Annotated in this window: 22 protein-coding genes; 2 read left to right on the forward strand and 20 right to left on the reverse strand. The window is 56.5% G+C overall.

Features of this window, described 5'->3' with window-relative positions:
* Positions 1 to 22 precede the first annotated feature (22 nt).
* The 14 genes from ACSAMW_RS22195 to ACSAMW_RS22260 form a co-directional block, all read right to left on the reverse strand.
* Positions 23 to 412, reverse strand: a complete 390-nt coding sequence (locus ACSAMW_RS22195) for a DUF6750 family protein (protein WP_500594154.1) — start codon at positions 410 to 412, stop codon at positions 23 to 25.
* Between the two features lie 75 nt (positions 413 to 487).
* Positions 488 to 1,027 (reverse strand): conjugal transfer protein TraQ, encoded by a 540-nt coding sequence (traQ, locus tag ACSAMW_RS22200; protein ID WP_500594155.1) that lies wholly within the window; start codon positions 1,025 to 1,027, stop codon positions 488 to 490.
* 8 nt (positions 1,028 to 1,035) lie between these two features.
* Complete coding sequence (gene traP, locus ACSAMW_RS22205; RefSeq protein WP_500594156.1) at positions 1,036 to 1,749, reverse strand: conjugal transfer protein TraP; 714 nt, start codon at positions 1,747 to 1,749, stop codon at positions 1,036 to 1,038.
* Positions 1,746 to 3,110: a conjugal transfer protein TraO gene (gene traO / locus ACSAMW_RS22210; protein WP_500594157.1), complete on the reverse strand. Its 1,365-nt coding sequence runs from the start codon at positions 3,108 to 3,110 to the stop codon at positions 1,746 to 1,748. Before traO ends, traP begins: the two co-directional genes overlap by 4 nt.
* 5 nt (positions 3,111 to 3,115) lie before the next feature.
* Positions 3,116 to 4,222: a DotH/IcmK family type IV secretion protein gene (locus ACSAMW_RS22215; protein WP_500594158.1), complete on the reverse strand. Its 1,107-nt coding sequence runs from the start codon at positions 4,220 to 4,222 to the stop codon at positions 3,116 to 3,118.
* Positions 4,223 to 4,268: 46 nt separating this feature from the next.
* Positions 4,269 to 4,991, reverse strand: a complete 723-nt coding sequence (locus ACSAMW_RS22220) for a DotI/IcmL/TraM family protein (protein ID WP_500594108.1) — start codon at positions 4,989 to 4,991, stop codon at positions 4,269 to 4,271.
* A 385-nt stretch (positions 4,992 to 5,376) separates the two neighbouring features.
* Complete coding sequence (locus ACSAMW_RS22225) at positions 5,377 to 9,021, reverse strand: LPD7 domain-containing protein (RefSeq protein ID WP_500594109.1); 3,645 nt, start codon at positions 9,019 to 9,021, stop codon at positions 5,377 to 5,379.
* 45 nt (positions 9,022 to 9,066) lie between these two features.
* Positions 9,067 to 9,348, reverse strand: coding sequence for an IcmT/TraK family protein (gene icmT / locus ACSAMW_RS22230; RefSeq protein WP_500594110.1), 282 nt, complete (start codon positions 9,346 to 9,348; stop codon positions 9,067 to 9,069).
* On the reverse strand, positions 9,341 to 10,522 hold the full coding sequence (traJ, locus tag ACSAMW_RS22235) for a plasmid transfer ATPase TraJ (protein ID WP_500594111.1): 1,182 nt from the start codon (positions 10,520 to 10,522) through the stop codon (positions 9,341 to 9,343). Before traJ ends, icmT begins: the two co-directional genes overlap by 8 nt.
* Positions 10,519 to 11,319, reverse strand: a complete 801-nt coding sequence (locus ACSAMW_RS22240) for a type IV secretion system DotC family protein (RefSeq protein WP_500594112.1) — start codon at positions 11,317 to 11,319, stop codon at positions 10,519 to 10,521. The genes traJ and ACSAMW_RS22240 overlap by 4 nt, the downstream gene beginning before the upstream one ends.
* Positions 11,316 to 11,789 (reverse strand): DotD/TraH family lipoprotein, encoded by a 474-nt coding sequence (locus ACSAMW_RS22245; RefSeq protein WP_500594113.1) that lies wholly within the window; start codon positions 11,787 to 11,789, stop codon positions 11,316 to 11,318. Before ACSAMW_RS22245 ends, ACSAMW_RS22240 begins: the two co-directional genes overlap by 4 nt.
* A 37-nt stretch (positions 11,790 to 11,826) precedes the next feature.
* Positions 11,827 to 12,318: a lytic transglycosylase domain-containing protein gene (locus ACSAMW_RS22250; RefSeq protein ID WP_500594114.1), complete on the reverse strand. Its 492-nt coding sequence runs from the start codon at positions 12,316 to 12,318 to the stop codon at positions 11,827 to 11,829.
* 274 nt (positions 12,319 to 12,592) lie between these two features.
* The gene (locus ACSAMW_RS22255; protein ID WP_500594115.1) at positions 12,593 to 12,802 is read right to left on the reverse strand and encodes a hypothetical protein; all 210 of its coding nucleotides are present in this window, start codon (positions 12,800 to 12,802) and stop codon (positions 12,593 to 12,595) included.
* An 85-nt stretch (positions 12,803 to 12,887) separates the two neighbouring features.
* On the reverse strand, positions 12,888 to 13,403 hold the full coding sequence (locus ACSAMW_RS22260) for a transcription termination/antitermination NusG family protein (protein WP_500594159.1): 516 nt from the start codon (positions 13,401 to 13,403) through the stop codon (positions 12,888 to 12,890).
* Positions 13,404 to 13,712: 309 nt separating this feature from the next.
* On the opposite strand from ACSAMW_RS22260, the gene ACSAMW_RS22265 reads away from it, so the two are divergent.
* The gene (locus ACSAMW_RS22265) at positions 13,713 to 14,000 is read left to right on the forward strand and encodes a helix-turn-helix domain-containing protein (RefSeq protein WP_500594116.1); all 288 of its coding nucleotides are present in this window, start codon (positions 13,713 to 13,715) and stop codon (positions 13,998 to 14,000) included.
* Here ACSAMW_RS22265 and ACSAMW_RS22270 read toward each other — a convergent pair.
* From ACSAMW_RS22270 to mobA, 3 genes are read right to left on the reverse strand one after another with little or no spacing between them, the layout of a single operon-like run.
* Positions 13,997 to 14,182, reverse strand: coding sequence for a hypothetical protein (locus ACSAMW_RS22270; RefSeq protein ID WP_500594117.1), 186 nt, complete (start codon positions 14,180 to 14,182; stop codon positions 13,997 to 13,999). The genes ACSAMW_RS22265 and ACSAMW_RS22270 overlap by 4 nt on opposite strands.
* 60 nt (positions 14,183 to 14,242) lie before the next feature.
* On the reverse strand, positions 14,243 to 16,186 hold the full coding sequence (gene traI / locus ACSAMW_RS22275; RefSeq protein WP_500594118.1) for a TraI/MobA(P) family conjugative relaxase: 1,944 nt from the start codon (positions 16,184 to 16,186) through the stop codon (positions 14,243 to 14,245).
* 6 nt (positions 16,187 to 16,192) lie between these two features.
* A complete protein-coding gene (mobA, locus tag ACSAMW_RS22280) occupies positions 16,193 to 16,525 on the reverse strand; it encodes a plasmid mobilization protein MobA (RefSeq protein WP_500594119.1) in 333 nt (110 codons plus the stop codon).
* Between the two features lie 416 nt (positions 16,526 to 16,941).
* Between mobA and ACSAMW_RS22285 the strand changes: the two genes are divergently transcribed.
* Positions 16,942 to 17,238 carry a mobilization protein gene (locus ACSAMW_RS22285; protein ID WP_500594120.1) on the forward strand — a complete coding sequence of 99 codons (297 nt, stop codon included), beginning with the start codon at positions 16,942 to 16,944 and terminating at the stop codon, positions 17,236 to 17,238.
* Between the two features lie 72 nt (positions 17,239 to 17,310).
* Here ACSAMW_RS22285 and ACSAMW_RS22290 read toward each other — a convergent pair whose 3' ends face one another.
* The 3 genes from ACSAMW_RS22290 to ACSAMW_RS22300 all read right to left on the reverse strand — a co-directional run bounded on the left by ACSAMW_RS22290 (position 17,311) and on the right by ACSAMW_RS22300 (position 18,639).
* Positions 17,311 to 17,517, reverse strand: coding sequence for a hypothetical protein (locus tag ACSAMW_RS22290; RefSeq protein WP_500594121.1), 207 nt, complete (start codon positions 17,515 to 17,517; stop codon positions 17,311 to 17,313).
* 77 nt (positions 17,518 to 17,594) lie between these two features.
* Positions 17,595 to 18,419 carry a DUF932 domain-containing protein gene (locus tag ACSAMW_RS22295; RefSeq protein WP_500594122.1) on the reverse strand — a complete coding sequence of 275 codons (825 nt, stop codon included), beginning with the start codon at positions 18,417 to 18,419 and terminating at the stop codon, positions 17,595 to 17,597.
* 52 nt (positions 18,420 to 18,471) lie between these two features.
* Positions 18,472 to 18,639 (reverse strand): hypothetical protein, encoded by a 168-nt coding sequence (locus ACSAMW_RS22300; protein ID WP_500594123.1) that lies wholly within the window; start codon positions 18,637 to 18,639, stop codon positions 18,472 to 18,474.
* Positions 18,640 to 18,664 lie beyond the last annotated feature (25 nt).

Consider the following 18,664-nt stretch of genomic DNA (forward strand, 5'->3'; position numbering starts at 1 on the left):
AGCCATCGCAGGAAGAGAGGTTTTAATTTACATCTACCGGGGTCAGGCCAACCTGGGCCTGCGAACGTTTGATGATTTCAGGTACTACTACCAGGCAGACGCCGAACAGAATGGCCGCGACGATGCCACCGATCTTGATTTGTGGGTTGTCTTTCTTGTTCTTCGCGGCAATCAAACCGCCGATGACAAATACCACGCCAATGAACTGAGCGCCTGTCAGGAACGATTTCTGCATTGAGGTTGCCCCCGCTGCTGCAGAATCACCCATAGCCGCAATGTCTTCACCAGCGGCAAAAGCCATTACCGGGCTCGCTGCTGCTACGGCTGCGATTCCTTTCACAACACGCCGACGCAGACCGTCTTTGAAAAGGGACAGGCGAACAGCCGTGCACAGCAATACGTCTTTGGACATAACCAACTCCTAAGGATTTATCAGTGGGGTGTAACAGGTGAAAGTGCGCCTAAGCGCGTTGAATTCCCGACCCGCTTAGTGCGAGGTGAGAGAGTTTTTTATGGCGTTGAGCAGGTAAGGGCTGCACACACATAAAACGCCCAGCACAAACTTGAGTGTGCCGGTGGAAATATCCTGGCCTGCCGACAATCCGGTATGGCCATCTTTCTGCGAGCGCTTCCAAGACATGATGCCCTGGAGCGCGAAAAACACGCCTAGCATCCGTACTAGAGTCAGCACGGCGTTAGCTGCATCTGCGCCCACACCGAACGTACCCACGTCCACATAACTAATGGCGTCAAAACTCGCCCCCTGCCAGCCAAGCTGACGTGAAGCGGCTGCAATCATCTGGTCAAGGCCGGCCAGCCCGCCGCAAATCAGCAAGACGCCGACCACTTTAAGGTTGCCTTCCGGCTGTCCAGGTGCTCGACGTGCAGCACTGGCATGCGCGGCCAGGTAAGTTGCAGCGCCTGTCACAGCAAAGAACACACCCAGCGTGAAGCCCAGGTGTACGAATGAGGCCAAAATGCTGTGTGACAGGTTGACCAGCATTTGAATCGCGTCAGTACTGCCCATGGCCTACCTCACTTGAGCGTACCGGCGCTGGTAATGACCTTGCGTTCGGGAGCATTAATCTCGGTGATAGTCACCGGCCCCAAGGGGTCACCCTCTTTCACCGCCCAGGTCTGGTTCTGCCAGTACACCCACGCCATGCCGTTCTGAATGGACTGTACGTGCATGCCCGTCAGCGGCGAACCCTTCTTGGCAGCACCCTGTTTAACAGGCTGTGCGGTGGCCATCGCACCAGGTCGTCCTTCCAGGAAGGAAATGCGAGCTGCGTACAGGCTGTTTTGGGCTTGTGCCTCAGCCAACTGCAGCTGCAAGGCTTGAACCGCTGCCCCTTGCCCCTTGACCGTTTCGGATAACCGCGCGATAGCCTCTCGATTGACCTCGGCATAGGTACGCACCCCGCCGATCATGGAAGCGACTTCGTTCTTGAACTGCGTTAGGTCTGCCGCGCCGGGCTTAGCCGCTATAGGCACCGAGGTCGCCCCTGGGGCAGTCAGTGGCTGTTGCTCGAAGTCCTCTTTAAAAGCCAGCCGATTGACCTGGGAGGTTTGCTCAGGGGCAAACAAGTACCAGCCTGTAAACCCAAGGATCAACACGATGCCGAGTAGCCAAGGCAGTGACAGCCCCATGACCAACGGTCGCTGCCAGATACTAGGCACTGGCGCCAGCTTAGGCGGCCTCGGGGGGGCACTTATCTTCGATTCTGCTGTGGGACTGAATTCACTCATGGTTGGCTCTCCTGCAACCTGCGCTGTGCATCGATACGCGACTGAGCCTGTGCACGCCATTGACTGGTCGTTGCCGGCTGTACGGGGGCTTGGGGCTGTTCCGTGTCAGTGCGCAGCGCCTGTGCCGGCGCGGCAGACTGCACAGAATCACCAGTACGTTTAGGTGCGACGGCATCGCCTGCGTACACACCCCGCATGAACTGGATGGATACGACTTGTCCCGCCACGACGGTGACCTGCGTAGACGGCGTGCGCGAAGCATCCTGTGTCAGCACCCGCGACGCCTGCTCTGCAGCGCCTCCAACAATGGACCCGGCAACGGCTGCACCATCTGGCATGCCAGGGCGCACGGTTTGCGTGGAAAAGCCATTGGTCAGTACCTCGGTGTTGGCCTGCGAGTACATTTCACCGATGTTGCCGACACCGGCCAGGATCGCCGGCAGCACAATGCGCTCCATGTAGCGGTGATTCACATCGGTGGCCACGTTCGCCATCAAGGTCTGCTCATGCAGGGCATAGGCATCGATCTTGTAATTGATGCCCTTGAACGCCATTTCAGTGAAGTGAATGACTACGCCGTCACCGGCCAACCTGGCCCCTTCGGGCGCTTTGAGTACTGCCCCTGCATAAGGGCCTGATAGCTTGCCCAGCACAGGGGTACTGTTGTTGTCCGAATCAACGCCCATGGAGATTTCGCCAGCCCCGCGCCAGTACGGCGGCACAACCTCGACTGCCGAATAGCCCTCACCACTACTCCCCGACGCGCTTTGTGGCTTGGCCCCACCGGGCAGCGTTTCGCTCCAGGCGCCATAGCCGCCAGCCGATCCCTTGCCCCCACCGCCGTTGCCACCTAAACCACCGGAATCACCCAATACCTTGGCCACTGTCAGGTCTTGTTCAGTCGTGCCTGTGCTTTGTGGGTTGATTCGATCCAGCAGCTTTTGCAATGCGGCTTGACGCGGATCTTTCTTTTCTTCTTCCCCTGCGTTCCCACCCTGTCGCGTAGAGGTGGGTCGTGGTGTGGGTGGCGTTTGCTTGGGCGGCGTGTAGGCAGGTTCCGGCTTCATGACCGTGTTCTGCTGCATGGGGATGCTGGCAATGAAGCTGCCGTTCTCCCGCATGGCCGCGCTTGCGCCCTGCGCGTTGGATTGCTTAAGCAGGTCACGGTATTCCTGGCTTTCGGACGCCTCGTTTTGCGCCGCGCCCGACACGCGATACAGATTCATCTTCGAAGGCGCCGGCGCCGGCTTGGCTAGCCAGTCCCACAACATGTAGCCGCCTCCGATCAGCACGACCAGCACGCCGCCAACCAGTAATCCAGTCATCTTGAGGTCGCGTTTAGCATCGTTTTCGTTAGCCATGATGGTTACTCCAGGGCAACGTTAAGGGCGGCTGTTTGGCCCATCACCGAGAACGACACATAGGGCGTCACGGGCAGTTTCCATAAGTGCGTACCGTCTGCCGATGATAGGGTGGCCTCGAACTCATCCCGAATATCGGCACGCGTGCGGATATAAAGGTCATCACCCATTTGCCACACGGTGGTGTCCGGTACGTTGCCTGTGGTCTTTAGTTGCCGTGCTTCCTTTGGCGGAACGCCATCAAGAAAGCCCTGCAGCACCTGGTCATGCAAGCCGATACGCACCTCAGGCGCCGCACCTGGTGCAGCGGCTGGCCCGCGCCGGGGTATACGCATGTCCAGCCGACTGTCCACGGTCCAGGTGCTGGCCTGGCTGTCCGTTTCGCCGCTGGTGACGTTCAGTACGATGGGTACCGCAAGCCCTTCCAGGTAGACGGTCACGTTGCCGCTGACATAGGGCTGTGTGGCATACAGCGTCATGAGTGGGCTGTTTGGAATGTAGTAAGCCTTGATAACGCTGTTGCCGCTGATCGGCGCTGCCCCGATCTTCCAGGGTGCACCAGTGCTATCGATGAAGGTCAATGAGCTGGGGTAGCTCACTGCCGTGCGCACTAAAGGCAGACTGGCACCTGGTGCAAGGTTCACCGTTTGCGCGCTGATCCTCGGCACAATGGTGACCCTAGGAGCTACCACAGCTTTTTCGTTAGCCTCAGCCTGTTGTTTTAGGCTCCGAATTTCATCCGGCGTCAGTTGAAACATACTTTGCTGAGCTTGCTGGAACATGGCAGATGGTGGCGGTGGCAGCGGATCATTGCCCGACGGGGCCGATTTTGCGGTTCCTGCTCCGCTGTTTGGTGCCGGTGCCGGTGCTTGCGTACCAGATGCACCCGCTGCCTGCAAAGCGTTTAAATCAACACCGCTGGCCCAGCCAGACGGTGCAGCTGGATTGGTTGCAGGTGCTGCCGGCGCCTGCGCCTCTGCAGGGGCATTAGAGGCTTGGCCGCCTGCAGCAGCTGCGGCAGATGCCGGCGCTGTTTGCGGGCTGGCGGTTTCATCCGCCCAGGCGTAGCCGCCTGCCGCTAGCCATACGGCAAGCGCAATTGAAGTTTTCATGTGGGGAATTCCTGTCTAGCGGAGCCGTTAAAAGCGCAGGGGTGGCCTAATTGGCGTTATTGGTAATCACCTGGGTGACTTCCAATCCTTTGGGCTTAACACGCACGTCTGCTTCCTGAATGCGTTGGGTGAAGATGAAGCGCTGGGCCGGGCTGTTTGTTTGCTGGCCATCAAGTTTTAACGTCACGGGGTATTGGAACTCCCATGCGTACTTGTCACCCAGCAGACCTTTGCTACGGATCACACCAGGACCTACATCGACCGAGAGGTTCATTCGATCCTCCTTGATGGCTTTCAGCACGTTTGAAGACACCAACGCCTTGTAGTAACCCGAATAGCCCTGGTCGTCGTAGCTAGGACCTGCATCCGTCATTTGGTCGCGGTAATGCACAAAATCCAGGGTGAAGCTTTTGCGGATGGTGTCAGCACCAAAGGCTGATACGTCCATTTGGCTGTGGTTTGGCTTGTTCGTAGGCTTTAGCTCGACCACCCGGCCATCCTGGGTGGCAAAATATTTCACGTCTGGATGGGCCACCTTCCAGCCCAGGTAGCCATTTCCAGCAATCGACAGCACCAGGGCCGGGGCCATCCAAAGCACGACCGTGAGACACCGATGGGCAAAGGCAGCCCCCAATGCCCGTTCGTTCTGCAGCCTTACCGCATGTTCGAACGTATCCGCGCCCTGCTGCTGCGCCTCATCATCCGAAAGCGTCGTCAGCTGCGCTTCGGCCCCCTCGACCATTACCAATTGCTCGTTTGAGCTTTGCATCGTGCCACCTCAATAATTCTGATACTGCTGCCAGGGATCAAAGCTGCTAGGAATGTGGCTGTTCACCTTATTCACCACGGCTTGGCATATCTGGTCTGCTATCTGGTCCATCACGCCCTGCAGACTGGGGAACGAAGGCAGACTGATATGCGTGGTCCGTATCCGGGCCAGGCAATCCTCTAGCTCGTCAGAAACCCTGCGTTCTCGATCTGCCCATACGTCCGATGCCCGTTTGGCCTGCTCATACCCCGCTTGGCTACCGACACTGGCCGCCTGGCCAGAGCGGCAAATTGCAGCGCTTCCCACAACCGGAAGGCAGCACACAACCGCCAGCAGTGCACTGCACATGCTTTTCTTCATGATGAGTTCCTTCGCTGTTTGTGCTTTACACCGCCGGGCGGGGTTCGCTCGGTTGTGCCGATGGAGCCGGTGTGGGAGCGGACTTTGGGAGGGCGTTATCTTCTTTCCAACGCTCATCAAAGCCCAACCGGGCATGTAACGCAGGTGGGACTTTATCGGGTGCATCCAACTTGCCAATGCGCACGGCGTCATCACCTTCGAGCTTGAACACGATGTTTTCCCGAGAAACCGGCTTGCCGCCCGAACGGTTTATAGCGTTGCCTGTACCAATAGGCGTCAGGCCTTCCGGGGTGATGGCGTTGAATACCATCGGCGGCGCGTCGGTTCGTCCAGGCAAGCTGACCAGCACATGCTTGTACTCATTACCCAGGCGTGCCACGCCTTGCAGGTAAGGACCGTCGCCACGCACCAGGTACGTGTCCAACTGACCATCCTGCGTCCAGCTACTGATAACAGGCTTGCCCGCCGTATGGTTGGGGTCTACAGCAGGCCGGGGTGCAGACAACTCATCGCCGGCCTTATCACTGCCCTGGCCCTTAGGGGTGAGCCAGTACAGGCCCTCCTTAGGTTGGCTCAGGGTAGGCACCTCGACGCCCAGCTGGGCGATCAGCGCGTTTTGAACAAGAGCAAAACGCCCCGCGTCGTAAGCGTGGAGTTTCACGCCCTCATCCTGACCCGTGCGCACTGCTGGGTTACCGCCGACTTGCATCGACCATTGATTGCGGTGCGCCTGTTTGTCTTCAAAGCGTACCGTGATGCCGTGTTCGTCCTTTATGGGTGCCTTGATGGTGACTGGCTCCTTGCCCAACCACTGCAAGGTCACCAGGCTTCCTTTCTCAACACGCGTATCGCGCAGCAACCCCGCCAATTCCTTGCCCCAAAATGTCTCGATGCCGGCTTTGGTCCGCAACTTAATGAAGGTGCTTTCCGTGTTCCCGTCCTCAAACCGAAAGGGGGCCTGGCCACTATCAAGCACCTTGCCCACAACCCCTTCCTTAGCCGCCTGGAAAGGCTGGTGGATGGCTGGCGATATCCTCTGACCTGTCGGCACCTGCTGGGCTGCGTCTGGTGCCGAAGCTGGGACTGGCTGAGGCGCCTGCGAATAATGAACCTGGTTAACTGGACCCACCGGTGCCACTGGCTGGCTTGCGGCAGCAGGTGCAGACGCTGGCTGCTGTGCTACTGGTTGCTGTGCTGCTGGCTGACGAACCGGTTGAGCGATATCAGGCACCTCCAACGGCTGATAGCTTGTGCTCACTGGGGCTTGCTGTGGTGGCTGACTCATTACCTGTGACGCGCTTTGAGCTGGCTGTGGTGAAGCTGTGTGCTGGATGGGTGCCTGGGACGGTTCAGGCTCTCGGTGTTGTGCCGGCGTGATATCCCCGGTGACCGCATCGCGTGCCTCAGGTGCAGCATTTACCGCTTTGCGAGCGGCCTCCAACATGGCCTGCTGAGCCGGGTTTTTCATCTCCACGTTGATCTGGTGCTGTGCAATCAGGCCAATGGCCTTTTCCTTGAACTCGTCACTGCCCGTTAGCTCGATGCGGCCGCGGTAGTACTGCGCAGCGGTTAGCAGCGCCGCCACCACCATTTCATCGTTCTTACTGGCCCCATCAACCATTTCCAGACGTGAGCCAAGGTCCTTGAATGCAGGTTGGCCATCCAGCTTGTAGAGGACTTCCCGGTCATTAAGTATTTCGTGAGATACCCGACCTAGCAAAGCGTCCTTGTCGATGTTGGTGGCCTGAGGCTCTACGTCGCCGCCCCGTGGCCGAGGCGGGCCAAGCACGATTGCATCGGGCTCAGCGCTGGCCGACAGGTCTTCGACGACCTTTTTCGGCAGGAAGGCCGGTTCAGGCGCTTCCGTACCTGGTGCAGGCACTTCCTCTTTGGTTGTAGCAGGTTCAGGCTTAGCCGGTGGCAGTGCAGCCGGCGTTTCGTCCACCACTTCCTTATCAGCAACAGCCGCTGCAGCGGGCATTGCGGGTGCAGCGGGTGCCTGTACTGGGTCAGCAATGGCCAGGCTTGAGTCACCTGCAGGTGTCGCCGTCTGCGCTGCCGGTGCTGTCTCAACACTTGCGATGGGAGGCGGCGCGTTTTCGGGTACCGGCGTCACTGGGCCAGCGGTATTGCTGGCATCAGGCTTGGCGTCGAAGGGTACGAACTCCTTATCGGTATCAAACGGCTGCGCCGGCGCCGATATGGGTTTGGCTACTGGCGCCGGCTCAGCAATCGCCAGACTTGCCTCATTACCACCGTTCTTAGGCTGTGCTTCGGGTGCCGTCTCGACACTGGCAATAGGTGGCGGTGCGTTGTCAGGTGCCGACGCTGCCGGGCCAGTCGCTGTGGCTTTGGGTTCGGCAACAGGCTCAGCCACCTTGGGTTCCAAGGCAAGGCTGGCCTGCTGCTCGGCCGCCACTGGGCCAGCTGGCCGGTTTAGCTCAACTGGCGCATCAGCACTTGGAGCCTTAGCCGACTCGGGGGCATTATTTTCTGGCATGGGTGGCACCTCATTTCTAATCAATTCGGGTGGGAATTGGTCACGTAGCGCCTCTAAGCCTCGCGCTTGGTGAAGGTCGTTGTAGTCGGTAAAGCCCTGCGCTTTTTCAGCGTCGGTAAAGGCTGGGTAATGCACCTGGCCACCGACCAATCCAGCCGCTGCCGTGGCCATCTGCAGGCCTTTGTTTTCTTCCTTGGCGTGGTCGAAGTCCGCCATGAACACATGCTGGCTGTCAGGGAAGCGCTCATGCAGCACCTTGGCGACGTCCAGCATGTTGCCCGCATCAACCGTCATGACTACGGGGTTGCCGGTCGCCATGCTCAGGCTACGAGCCGTGGCATAGCCCTCGGCATAGAGCACCGGTTGGCCCGTCTCCAGCATGCCGCCCACTACCAGGTAATGGCCCTGCTTGGGGGCATCCTTGAACAGAAATTTCTCACCCTCTGGTGGGATGTACTGCAACGTCTTGAACTCACCTGCAGCATTAAAAAACGGCACCACCAGGGCACCGTTTCTCGTTTCACGAAGTTCGGGCGTCGGGGTTATGCCCTTTCGCACCAGGTACGGGTGCGTAGGGTCTGCTGCAGGCAAGCGGTCATACAGGCTTTTGGCAGCCAGCGTTCTTTCCGCATACGTGGCTTCCCGTTTACGGACTGCATCGTCCTGGGCTTGGCGTGCGCCTGCGCGAATGTGCAGCCGCGTAGTCGGATCTGATTCACCGCCCGTTGCGGCCCAGTTCGTTATGTCCTTGTGGGAGGGCGCACGGTGGTAATTCACAAACCACCCACCTGGGCGACGGTCAAGAAACCCCCTGTACACGCCGCTCTGCTTGCCTTTCTTATCCTCAACGGTTGACACACGGTGACGTTGGCCATCCATGATTGGCATGCCGTTTATGACCAGGCCGGCTTGCGTCAAAGCGTCCAGGAATTGGGTTTCTGGATCGCCTCCACCTGCACGGCGGCTGGGATCGGGTAGCCATTCGCTGATGCGGCTCAGGTCACAACCTGGACGGGCAAACCACAAGCTTGCCTCTTTGTCCCACTTGATAGCTGACTGGCCGTTTTCAAGCTTTCCCGCCGCCGCCCGCACAGCCTCTCGGGCCTCATGAGCTACGGCCAGCCACACGGGGTATTCGGATACACGCGGGGAGTGCTTCGGTACATTCATTGAATATCACCTCCATGAAGGGGCGGTTTGGCTACCAGGGCACCGCTACTCCCCTTCTGTGAAGCGCCGATACCACCAGGGACGCCCGGACAAGCGTTTGCCACGCATCAGATAGCCAATGCGCACGACTAGGACTTTTAGCGTCCAGCCGAAAAACGACAGCAGCCGGAAACCGGCAATGACGCCGGTAATGACGTAGATCGTGGTAAACGAAGGGAAACGGAACCAGAACAGGTACAACAGAAACAGCGGGGCCGGTACGCCGAACACGTTGAGAAGGCGTGACGCATTGCGCCAGTAGCCCGGCTGCAGTGACGGTTCAGACATGCTCAGTTCCTCCAGCTTGCTCAAGCTCGCGCAGCTGGGAGAGGGTCATGGCAACGGTCAGTTCACTACGCTCGATCCGGCCTTCTTGGAACAGCCGCCAGGCCTGATCGGCAAACCGCCGTTTCTCTCGGCGTATGATTGCGTCGATATGCTTAGGCCAACGGGTATAAGGCATATCTGAAAGCTCATCCCTTAACTCATCATCGAAGATGATGTACTCCCTGATCGCCTGGCGTTTGCCGTCCGTGGTTCGCAGCAGCTTTTGCACGATGACGTACTGCAGGACATCCCATAGGTCGTGAGCGGTGGCCTCACGCATCTCTGGGGGAACAGCATTAAGGCAGCGCGGAATAGCCTCACCAGGTGAATGGATGTGCAAGGTGCTGAGATTGAAGTGCCCTACCTGGCCAGCCAGGATGCCGGCCTGGATGGTTTCAAAATCCCGCATTTCACCTACGCCAATAATCGAAGGCGCCCGCCGCAGGTCTGCCCGTATCCCATCAGCATAGTTGTCAACGTCTCTGATAATCTGCAATTGCGTCGGTGGCAGAATGTCGTTGGTAGTCCCCAAAACAAACTCAATGGGGTCTTCAATCGTGGTGATCTTTCGGTCTGGATAGGCGATCTGACAATCCGCCAAGATCGCTGCCACTGTGGTGCTCTTGCCGGATCCGGTGATGCCACCGAGTATTCCTAGCCCCCTGGGGGGCAACAGTACCTCGCGAAGTTTATCCTCCAGGCCTAATGAGTCCAGCGCAGGGATTTGCCAAGGAATGATCCTCATGGTGAGGGCGATGGTTGTATCAAGTCGGCCAGCTGTGGCCTGTACGAAGTTGCACCGGAATCGCACGCGCTCGCCCCGCTCCAGGCCGTAGCGCTGATTCATGTCCCCATCAAGCTGATAGGCCCGGTCCACTGGACGACCGCCGCTTACCGTTGACCGAATCTCCGGGTTGAACACTTCATCAATCAACTTTGACCAGGTGTCATCAGGCAAAACGAACGCACTGGCTTTGCGCAACCGCCCTTGATGGCCCACCACCAGGTGATTGCCGCCCTGGATGTGAATGTCGCTGACGCTTTGCCGCGCACACCACACAAAAAATTCCCGCATCGATTCAGCATGTATGCCTGAGTCGAACGGATACGGAGCAAACTCAGTAGCGTTGGTCATGGCTGCACCTTCCGAATCACGGGTTGCCACTGCGTCTTGTCAGGGACAAAACCGGCGTTTTCCTTGAGGCTACGAACGCGGTCACCTGTGGTCAGCTTCTGCCGGTCCCCGGTAACGGTCTGCTGTTGGTCCGTCACAACAGGCGCCGTAATGAAGCCCTGGCGCAGCAGCTGGGAGTACAGGAGCATGCCCCTGTAGTCTCGGGTCAGGCGGTTGAAGTTGGCTTCCAACGTCTGATCGGCACTCTGCCGCCCTTCCCCCCAGCCCCGGCGTACTGCCGCTTGCCAAAGTGTCTTTTGCACACTGTTTTCAGGGCTTAAGGATATCCCTGCGTCACCACTGCCTGAGGACAGCCCAGCCAGTAACCAGGTGCGCCAGGAAGGCGGATTGCTAACGAATCGCTCCGGCACAATGATTTCGTAAACATGGCTGGCTGTGCGGATCTGCCTCGGTGTGATGTGAGCCACATCTACGGCCTCATCGATCACAGGCGGTAGCCACCCTTCACGACTAATCAGGGTTCGAAAGTCGTAGAGGCTGTCTAGCCGTGCTACCTGTCCGTCCAGTGCCTGGCGAAGCTCCCAGGCTCGTTCAGCTTTACCGCCACGAAAGCCTGAATTACGGCCCGATTCCTCCAGCAGCTGACGGCGCGCTTCGGATACGTCCGTAGACGGTGGGTCAGCTGGCACCAGGTAGCTTTCCAGCGGCGCCGGCGTATCAGGTGCTGCAGCGGGCGGTGTATGCGCGCAGCCCTGCAGGCTCTGCAGCACAGCAAACGCCAAGATGGATTTTTTCACTGACGCCTCCCTGCCTTTTTGGCGGGTTCGGCCTGAGCAAAGGCCAAGGTAAGTTGGCCAGGAAGCTGCGTCAGCGTGGCACGCCACGCGGTCTGCATTTCGATCAGGCGCAACAGGTTTGCGTAGGTGATGCGGCTGACATTCAGGTTCACAGGTAGCGGCAAGCGCACACCCGTCCACGCAAAGGCCTGCCCGCGTTGCCGGGCCAGGTGAGACAGTAGCTCGACTGCATCACCACTCCAGTTCACGGCCACCAGGTCGCCTTGGGCACGAATAGGATCGGCAGGCAGCACCGAGCGCGTATTAACTGCACCTTCCATCCACAACGTCTCTTGCTGCAGCGCTACCCGGTTCAATACAGGCTTAGGGGTTGCTGCAGGTGCAGGCGCAGTCGGCGGCTTGTCACAAAAGCTCTGGCAACCAGACAGCAGCAATGCCGCCGCCTGGGCAGCCCAAAAGGTATGTTTCATTGGATTGTCTCCTGACACTCCGAGCGGAGCGCAGTGATTAGCGGATAGCGAGGTGGGCCTGTGTCGCGCCCAGGGCTTTAAGGCCGTTGTAGATGTTGCGGACCTCTTGCGCGTAATTCAGCCGCCGTTGCTCTTGGCGTTCCGAGGGGTGAAACCCCGCGTTGTAAGAGCCAAGACAACGCCAAGTGTTGCCACACACGCGCAGATGTTGAGCAAGCACCCAGGCCCCGACCTGAACGTTAAAGCAAGGGTTGTTCAAAAGGTCTTCGGATTGCTTGATAAGGCCCATGCTCATCAGACGGCTGACGTGCCGGCTATTGATTTGCATCACGCCGTAGTCAGTACTGAGCACGTTCCCAGCCGCATCGCGGTTCACGTTGACGGCTTTGGGGCTGAGCCTGCTTTCTTTGATGCCGATGGCTTCGAGTAGCAAAGGATCGACTTGATAACGCTGGCCAGCTTCTTTGAAGCAGAACGCCGATGCCGGTACTGGCATCAGCAACGCCAGAACCACGCATAGGCTGCGCATGGTCACCCCCCTGGTTTAGGCAGGGGTCCAGCAGGGGTTTGAGCCGCAGCTGGTGGCACGGGAGTAGAGACAGGTGTGAACGATCGTGCAGCGCTTGTCTGGTGCAACCTGGTTTGTGCCAGGCTGATCGACGTAGCGCTCTGTTCGATATGGGTATTCACCCAAGGACCAGCGGGCTCCTGCAAAGCAACGGGGGGTGCATGACTGCACCCCCCGAGTTCCAGGAGCAAAACCGCAGACAGCAGTTTTACTCTCATTACAGCCTCCTGTTTGGCTACGTTTTCTTTGACTCCGCAATCATCCGTGCCTCGGCCTCATCCATGTAGTTGTCCAGCACGTATTGAGCAAACTGCGAAGCCAGGAGCGGTTTAGCCCTACCCGTCTCGAAGCTGATTCGAATCGCAGCTTTATTCAATTTGGCGACCCGTTCTGCATGGATATGGACGGTTATTGTTTTGGGGATCGCATCATCGTCCGGTGACATGAGGGCTCCTATAGATAGTGAAAATGCAAAACCACCGCCAAGCGGTGCTTGGCAGTGGATTGATGACCGGTGAAGCAGACTGCGCTTAAGCGGCGTGCAAACGAGAATAGCAGAGGGTTTCGGGACGACGTTTTACAAGACGGTCTACAGCGGCCCCTTCTGCCATGAGCGCTAGAAAAGCAGCTCTACGCGCAGCATCGGATTTCATATCCACAATAAAGCGAATGGTTTTTTCAAGGTCTGAAGGCAGGTTGCGGTACTCGATGCAATCAAGCCCACGGTCCGTACGGAGCAATGGCGCTGCCTTCAACGCCTCGACAATTGAATCCTGCAAAACATAGGTACGACCGCCGAACTGAACGAACCCGTGAGCACCGCTAAGAGCGGTAATGTCCGTTGTGTGCGTCACTTCAGGGTCGAACCGCAGCAGCAGATAGCCCGGAAACAAAGCAGTCTCCCTCTCTCGGCACGAAGGACGGTCCTTACGTTTGTAAGACGAAGACCGTACCGGGCAATACACCTCAACGCCTAAGCGCTGGATCAGAACGATAAGTGACTTTAGGACAGCAGAGTTGTGCATCAGCACGTACCAGCTTGGCATATTCATACCTATCAATCAGGCGCTCTTTCGAATTCCCGACCCGCTAGGCGCAGGGGAAAGTGAGAGCCGCAGGACCAAGCAGCTCGACCCAGATGCGATGCAGTGAAGCTGCAAGGCGTGAAGGGCTTGAGGATCACAAGGTAAATCGGATCACAAACAAAGTAAATAGGTTTATGTCTTTATGGATAGTTATCTAGCTTTATTGGCGACCAACCATATGAAAATATTGATTTTTTTTCAGGAGCAACGGTGGACACACTACGAAGCGTGGTGGGGGCCAAGATCAGGGCGCTGCGCAAGGCGGCGTCCATGAGCCAAGCCGACCTCGCAGAACAGGTAGGATGTGATGCTCCGTTGATTGGATGCTACGAGCGAGGCAAATACCTTCCAGGCATCGAGCAGTTGATTAGAATTGCCACTGTATTTGACGTAGCACCTGGTGAGCTGTTGCCAGGTGGCCAAGACGTTTTGAGAACACGTCTGATCTCGCTCCGCCAGGAAGTGGCTGAGCTGGCAATGAAGGTAGATTCACCAGAATCTTTAGAAAAGATCCTGGTGTACATCAAAAGCTACATTGTTGAAGAAAATAAGCCCTAGGCCAGGCCGTATTTACTGGTTATCTCACGGATCCTAACCTTACGCTGTGAGTGTATTTCCACAGCCTGTTCGTCGATGGGAAAAACTCCATCAGCGAGCACAGAAGTATATTTCTCATTCAACTTAATAAGGGTGATTAGCTCTTTAAGCTCTACTTTTATCTGATCGTCTTTCACGTTCATAACATTCTCCAAACAATGGATCGCCACCCATTACGAAAAATAGACCTTGTATTTTCAGCACTAACCCGGTTTTTGTTGTGGCCCATTTACTATGGGCTGCTCATGGTCGTCAGACTCGGCAATTTTATCACTATAGTTATCCGAATATGATGAAAGACGGTAGTTTTCGATCTGGTCATAGCGCATCAACTGATCCTTGTCCGTGACCAGGAACACATACTTGCCCGCTTTGTGATTTAAAGCTGAGCCCGAATCCAGCACCTGGTCAACAAAGTGATCATCGCCTACGACCTTCATTGCCTCGCCACTTTTGGACGCAGCCAGGTTCACAGCGAGCCGGAAATTGGCCGACTCGTCGTAGTCTTCAAATCCAGGCTTAACCTGGACAAGCCCACCCCGATCTACCACACCAGGTACGCCGTCTCTGACGTACTCAATGGTGCCGTTACGATACAGGCGAGGAGTATGCGTGCTTGGATGGTAGAGGGGCGAATCATCCGCTTTGGCGAACAAGATAGCCCTATCCAAACCACCATCGACCGCACGGCCCTTACGCTTCTCACGGTAGGCAAAGCCACGCATCTGGCTGATAGCTGCGACGTTCCCTTTCAACGCCTCCTGCTCTACCCAAGGACGGTAAGGAAGTGGTCTTAAAGCACCGGTAGCTGCAAGCTGGTTTCGTTCATCACGCAGCGCTATACGCAACTCAGCCATAGCTTTCATCCGCTCGAACTCGGCCACCCTGTACATCAGCTTGCGTAGAAGCGGATCACTGTGCGAGCGCTTAACGTCTGCCTTCATTTCCTGGAAGCGTAGCGAAACCTGTTTGTATCGGGCTTTCACCTCAAGATCAGGCTTTTGCCATTCTGAGCGGTAAGCCTGATACCTCTCTTTCAACTCATCACGCGCATCGGCACGTGCTTTGCGCCTGTCCTCACGAACGCCTTTGTCGCGAACCTCAAAGGCTGGTTGGTACGTTCTGAATATGCCGAATTCACCCTCCGATGGATCATCAGAATGGAATGCAGGTGGACCCGAGTAAGCACCATACGTTGGCTCAAGCCGCGATTTAGTCAGCGACGGATGTACAGAGGAAGCCTTTACCGGAGGATCATCGGGCCGTAGGTAGTTGTAGACCACCAGGCCCCTACCTTGCTCACGTAGGCCAAGGCCTTGTGCATGCAGCAACAGGTGCAAGTCACTCCAAGAGGTTTCAGGACTCTTGAGCTTTTCATTGATCTTTGGCCGGGCATGCTCAGCGGCATAATGGAACAGGCTTTCTTGGTTGGAAAAGGCCTGACGTTTTGACGCGCCTTGCGGTGCACTTGGATAGCGAATCCCAGGACGTACAAGCTGCTGGTCAGCGTTCATTTGCCACGGACCATTGTCCTGTTTGAAGCCATAGTGATTTTCCAGAATGCGCATGCTTTTCTGCAAAACCTCAACGTCATCCCACATGTTTGCAGCCTTGAACGTGTCGGGGTGGACACGGTTCACAGCGACATGTGCATGAACGTTATCAGTGTCCCGATGGATAGCAGTGACGTACTGGTGACCTTCGAGCCCAAGCGACTTGAGTGAATATTGTGCCGACTCAAATACCTGTTGATCGGTCGGGTGGTCTTCTTCTGGCCACGATATAATGAAGTGGTAAACCGGGTCTTTTACGCGCCGGTTTTGGGAAGCCACCATGTTCATTTCAGCAGCGGCAGTTTCGAGAGAGAACGCGTTAGTTTCACACGCAACCTCGCCCGACAAAATACGTTGGCGGCCATCCGCGAATTGGTCAGTAACACGGTAAGGAGCGTCGGTTTCGTCGCTTCGATCTATGTATTCAACCAGCCTATCAAAGCTGGCTTTGCGTGATTCAGAACTCACACGTCCTGGAGCGTCAGTTACCTCGTCATCATTGGATGGCTTACCAGCCCGATCAGTGACGTAGCTCACCAGCTTGAGAAAGCTGGTGCCACCGTCTTTGCGTTTTTGGGGAACGATTACATTCATGAAAAGCTACCCACCCACGGGTACTTGTTGAAGGTCCAGGGCAACAATGGCTTTCTTGATTTCCACAAGGACATCAGCAAATTGCTTGCTGAGTTCGGTAGTCATGCCGTTTTGCATCTGCGTATAGAGGTGCTTTTGCAGACCGCCCAAGCGCAGCAATTCGTTCATCAAGCGGGTATCTGTACGCGTCACGATCTTGCGGCTAAGCGCGGATCGGCGCAGTAGGTCTGAGACACTTAGGCCTGCTGCGATAGCTTTATCGCGGATCAGGTCAGCGTCAGATTGGGTGCATCTAATCTCGATCCTGACTGTTGCCTGACGCGCTTTGCTTTTTGACATAACGGTAACCTTCAACACTCAACGGGGTATCGGGGCGCAGCCCTGATCAGGGTTTTGAACGGGGGGCCAGCGTGCTGGCCGTCCGTACAAAACATTTCCTGTCCTAACTATTACAACGTATTTCAACAGACCTGGATCTTACCGTGCATTGCAGGCACAACGCCAGCGATGGATCCGCATCCCGACGAAGCGAACAGCAGGCGTCGGGTAGGTTGGGGGTTTGAGAACGGTCTAGACGGAGGCTCTGAGGCGCTGTGTAGAGCCAAGCGAACATGCGTCGGGGCCTAGACATGGATGTGGTAACAAGCGCCGTATGAACTGTGAAGGGCTTGGTGTTTCCTGCTAACCTGCGCAGCAACAGGCGCAGCCCAGGCCAACGCCAAAAATTCAGATCAGCCACCAGCAGAGGTCAAACTATGGCGAAGAAAACATACACACAAGATGACGTTGAAAAAGCGCGGGCTTTGTTGAATGACCTACCAGACCTGAGCCGTCAAAAGCTAGCCCAAGCTGAAGTGCTCAGTGAACTGCGTGACCAGATAGTTGCACTGTCCAGCAGCAAGGGTTACTCAAATGCAGAGATCAAGTCTGCCCTTTCCCAGGTCGGGATTGATGTATCAGTGTCTGCAATCGCTGATATCATCTCAGCCCGCAAACGCTCACCGGGCCGCAAAAAAACGAGTGTTAAAAAAGAGGAAAACCCGCCAAGCTGATTACTGTTTTCCGCGTAAAAAAAAAGGCCCCATCATGGGGCCTTCTTTTGTTTCATGGTTTGGTCCGTAGGGCTACGATTCGTGCGCTGCGTGTAGCGCTGCCAAATCAATTTTCTTGGCCTTCCCTGTGCTATCAGTTACGAAGAAGACGCAAGCTGTATCAGGGTCACCGGCTGCAATCCTAGGCTGAAAATAACGCTCTGCAACCTCCAGGGCTGCTGCGCTATGATCCTCTGTAGTTTCGACGTAGGTGGTCCAAACAACGGTGTAACCTTTCATGGTTTAGGTTCCTTAGCGAATGTGTAGACCTATCACAATCCGGGCCGTATTCAGCCCGGATTGCATGTGGTAATTACCTAGGCTGCTTGCATGGCCTGAGCCAGTACCCACAGCGCTCGGTTCAGCTTCACATCCTGGTCAATGCCAGTCACCGACCTTGTTTTTCTCTGACGCCCTTGTTTGGTTCTGCCGTTAAGCCCGCCCTTGATTGTGTTCTCCTGGATGCGATTGAAAGTCGTCCATAGGTCGCTATTCCTGTCTTCTCTACGACGCGGCATCAGTAACTGACTTGGCGTAATGGGAGCTGGCCCTTCTGCTGGATCGTAGCGGTAGGCCAATGCCGCTTTTGCCAACGCTTCTTGCTCCAGCGGCTTAAGCTGGTGAGACTTCATACCGTCCAGGTGTTCATCAATCTGATCGAACTGCCCTAGAACTTCGAACGCCCCTTCGATCACGCTATCTATCACCCCTGCCCCACCACTGTGGCGAATTTTTTGGTCATGGGCTACGTCACCCAACACCAAACCGTTCGCACAAACGAAGCGAAATTTGCCGCCGATCATTTGATAACTGCTGGTGCCATCGTGGCTGTTCAGCAAGATGATTTCGTTAGCTTCCTCTGTGGCGATCTGGCTCGCATGGCGTAGACGAAGCATGTGTTTTGTATGCTCGCGCTTGCCCTCATTTCGCACGCGTGTCTGACAAGCCATGAAGGCCTCAAACCCCTGAGCTCGTAGCCCTTCCAAGACCTGTACCGTAGGAATGTAGAGGTAGCGTTCCGAACGGCTGTCGTGGGCTTCCTCAGCGAAGATGGAAGGCGCTACGCTGGCAATAGCTTCGTTCGTTAGCGCTGCGTCGCTGCGGATCATGCAAGGGTTACGAAAATTACTTGAAAGGCGCATTTGATATTCCTTGTTCAAAGAGCCCAGCGAACTGGGCTCCTACGGCTATTGATTAACCTGCGAGGGCTGAGGCGGTTTGTGGACGGCTGACCTTGATGGTCTGGCCAGATTCTTCAACCGTCACGCCTCTGCGCTGGTAAGCCGGTACAAGGTCCAGCAACGCGTAATCGACTCGCCCATGGGCAATGGCACGCGGTGCTTTGGTCGCTTGCTGTTTCATATTTCAATCTCCTGCAAGGTTGTCC

It is taken from the genome of Pseudomonas sp. AB39(2026) (genome assembly GCF_059831485.1).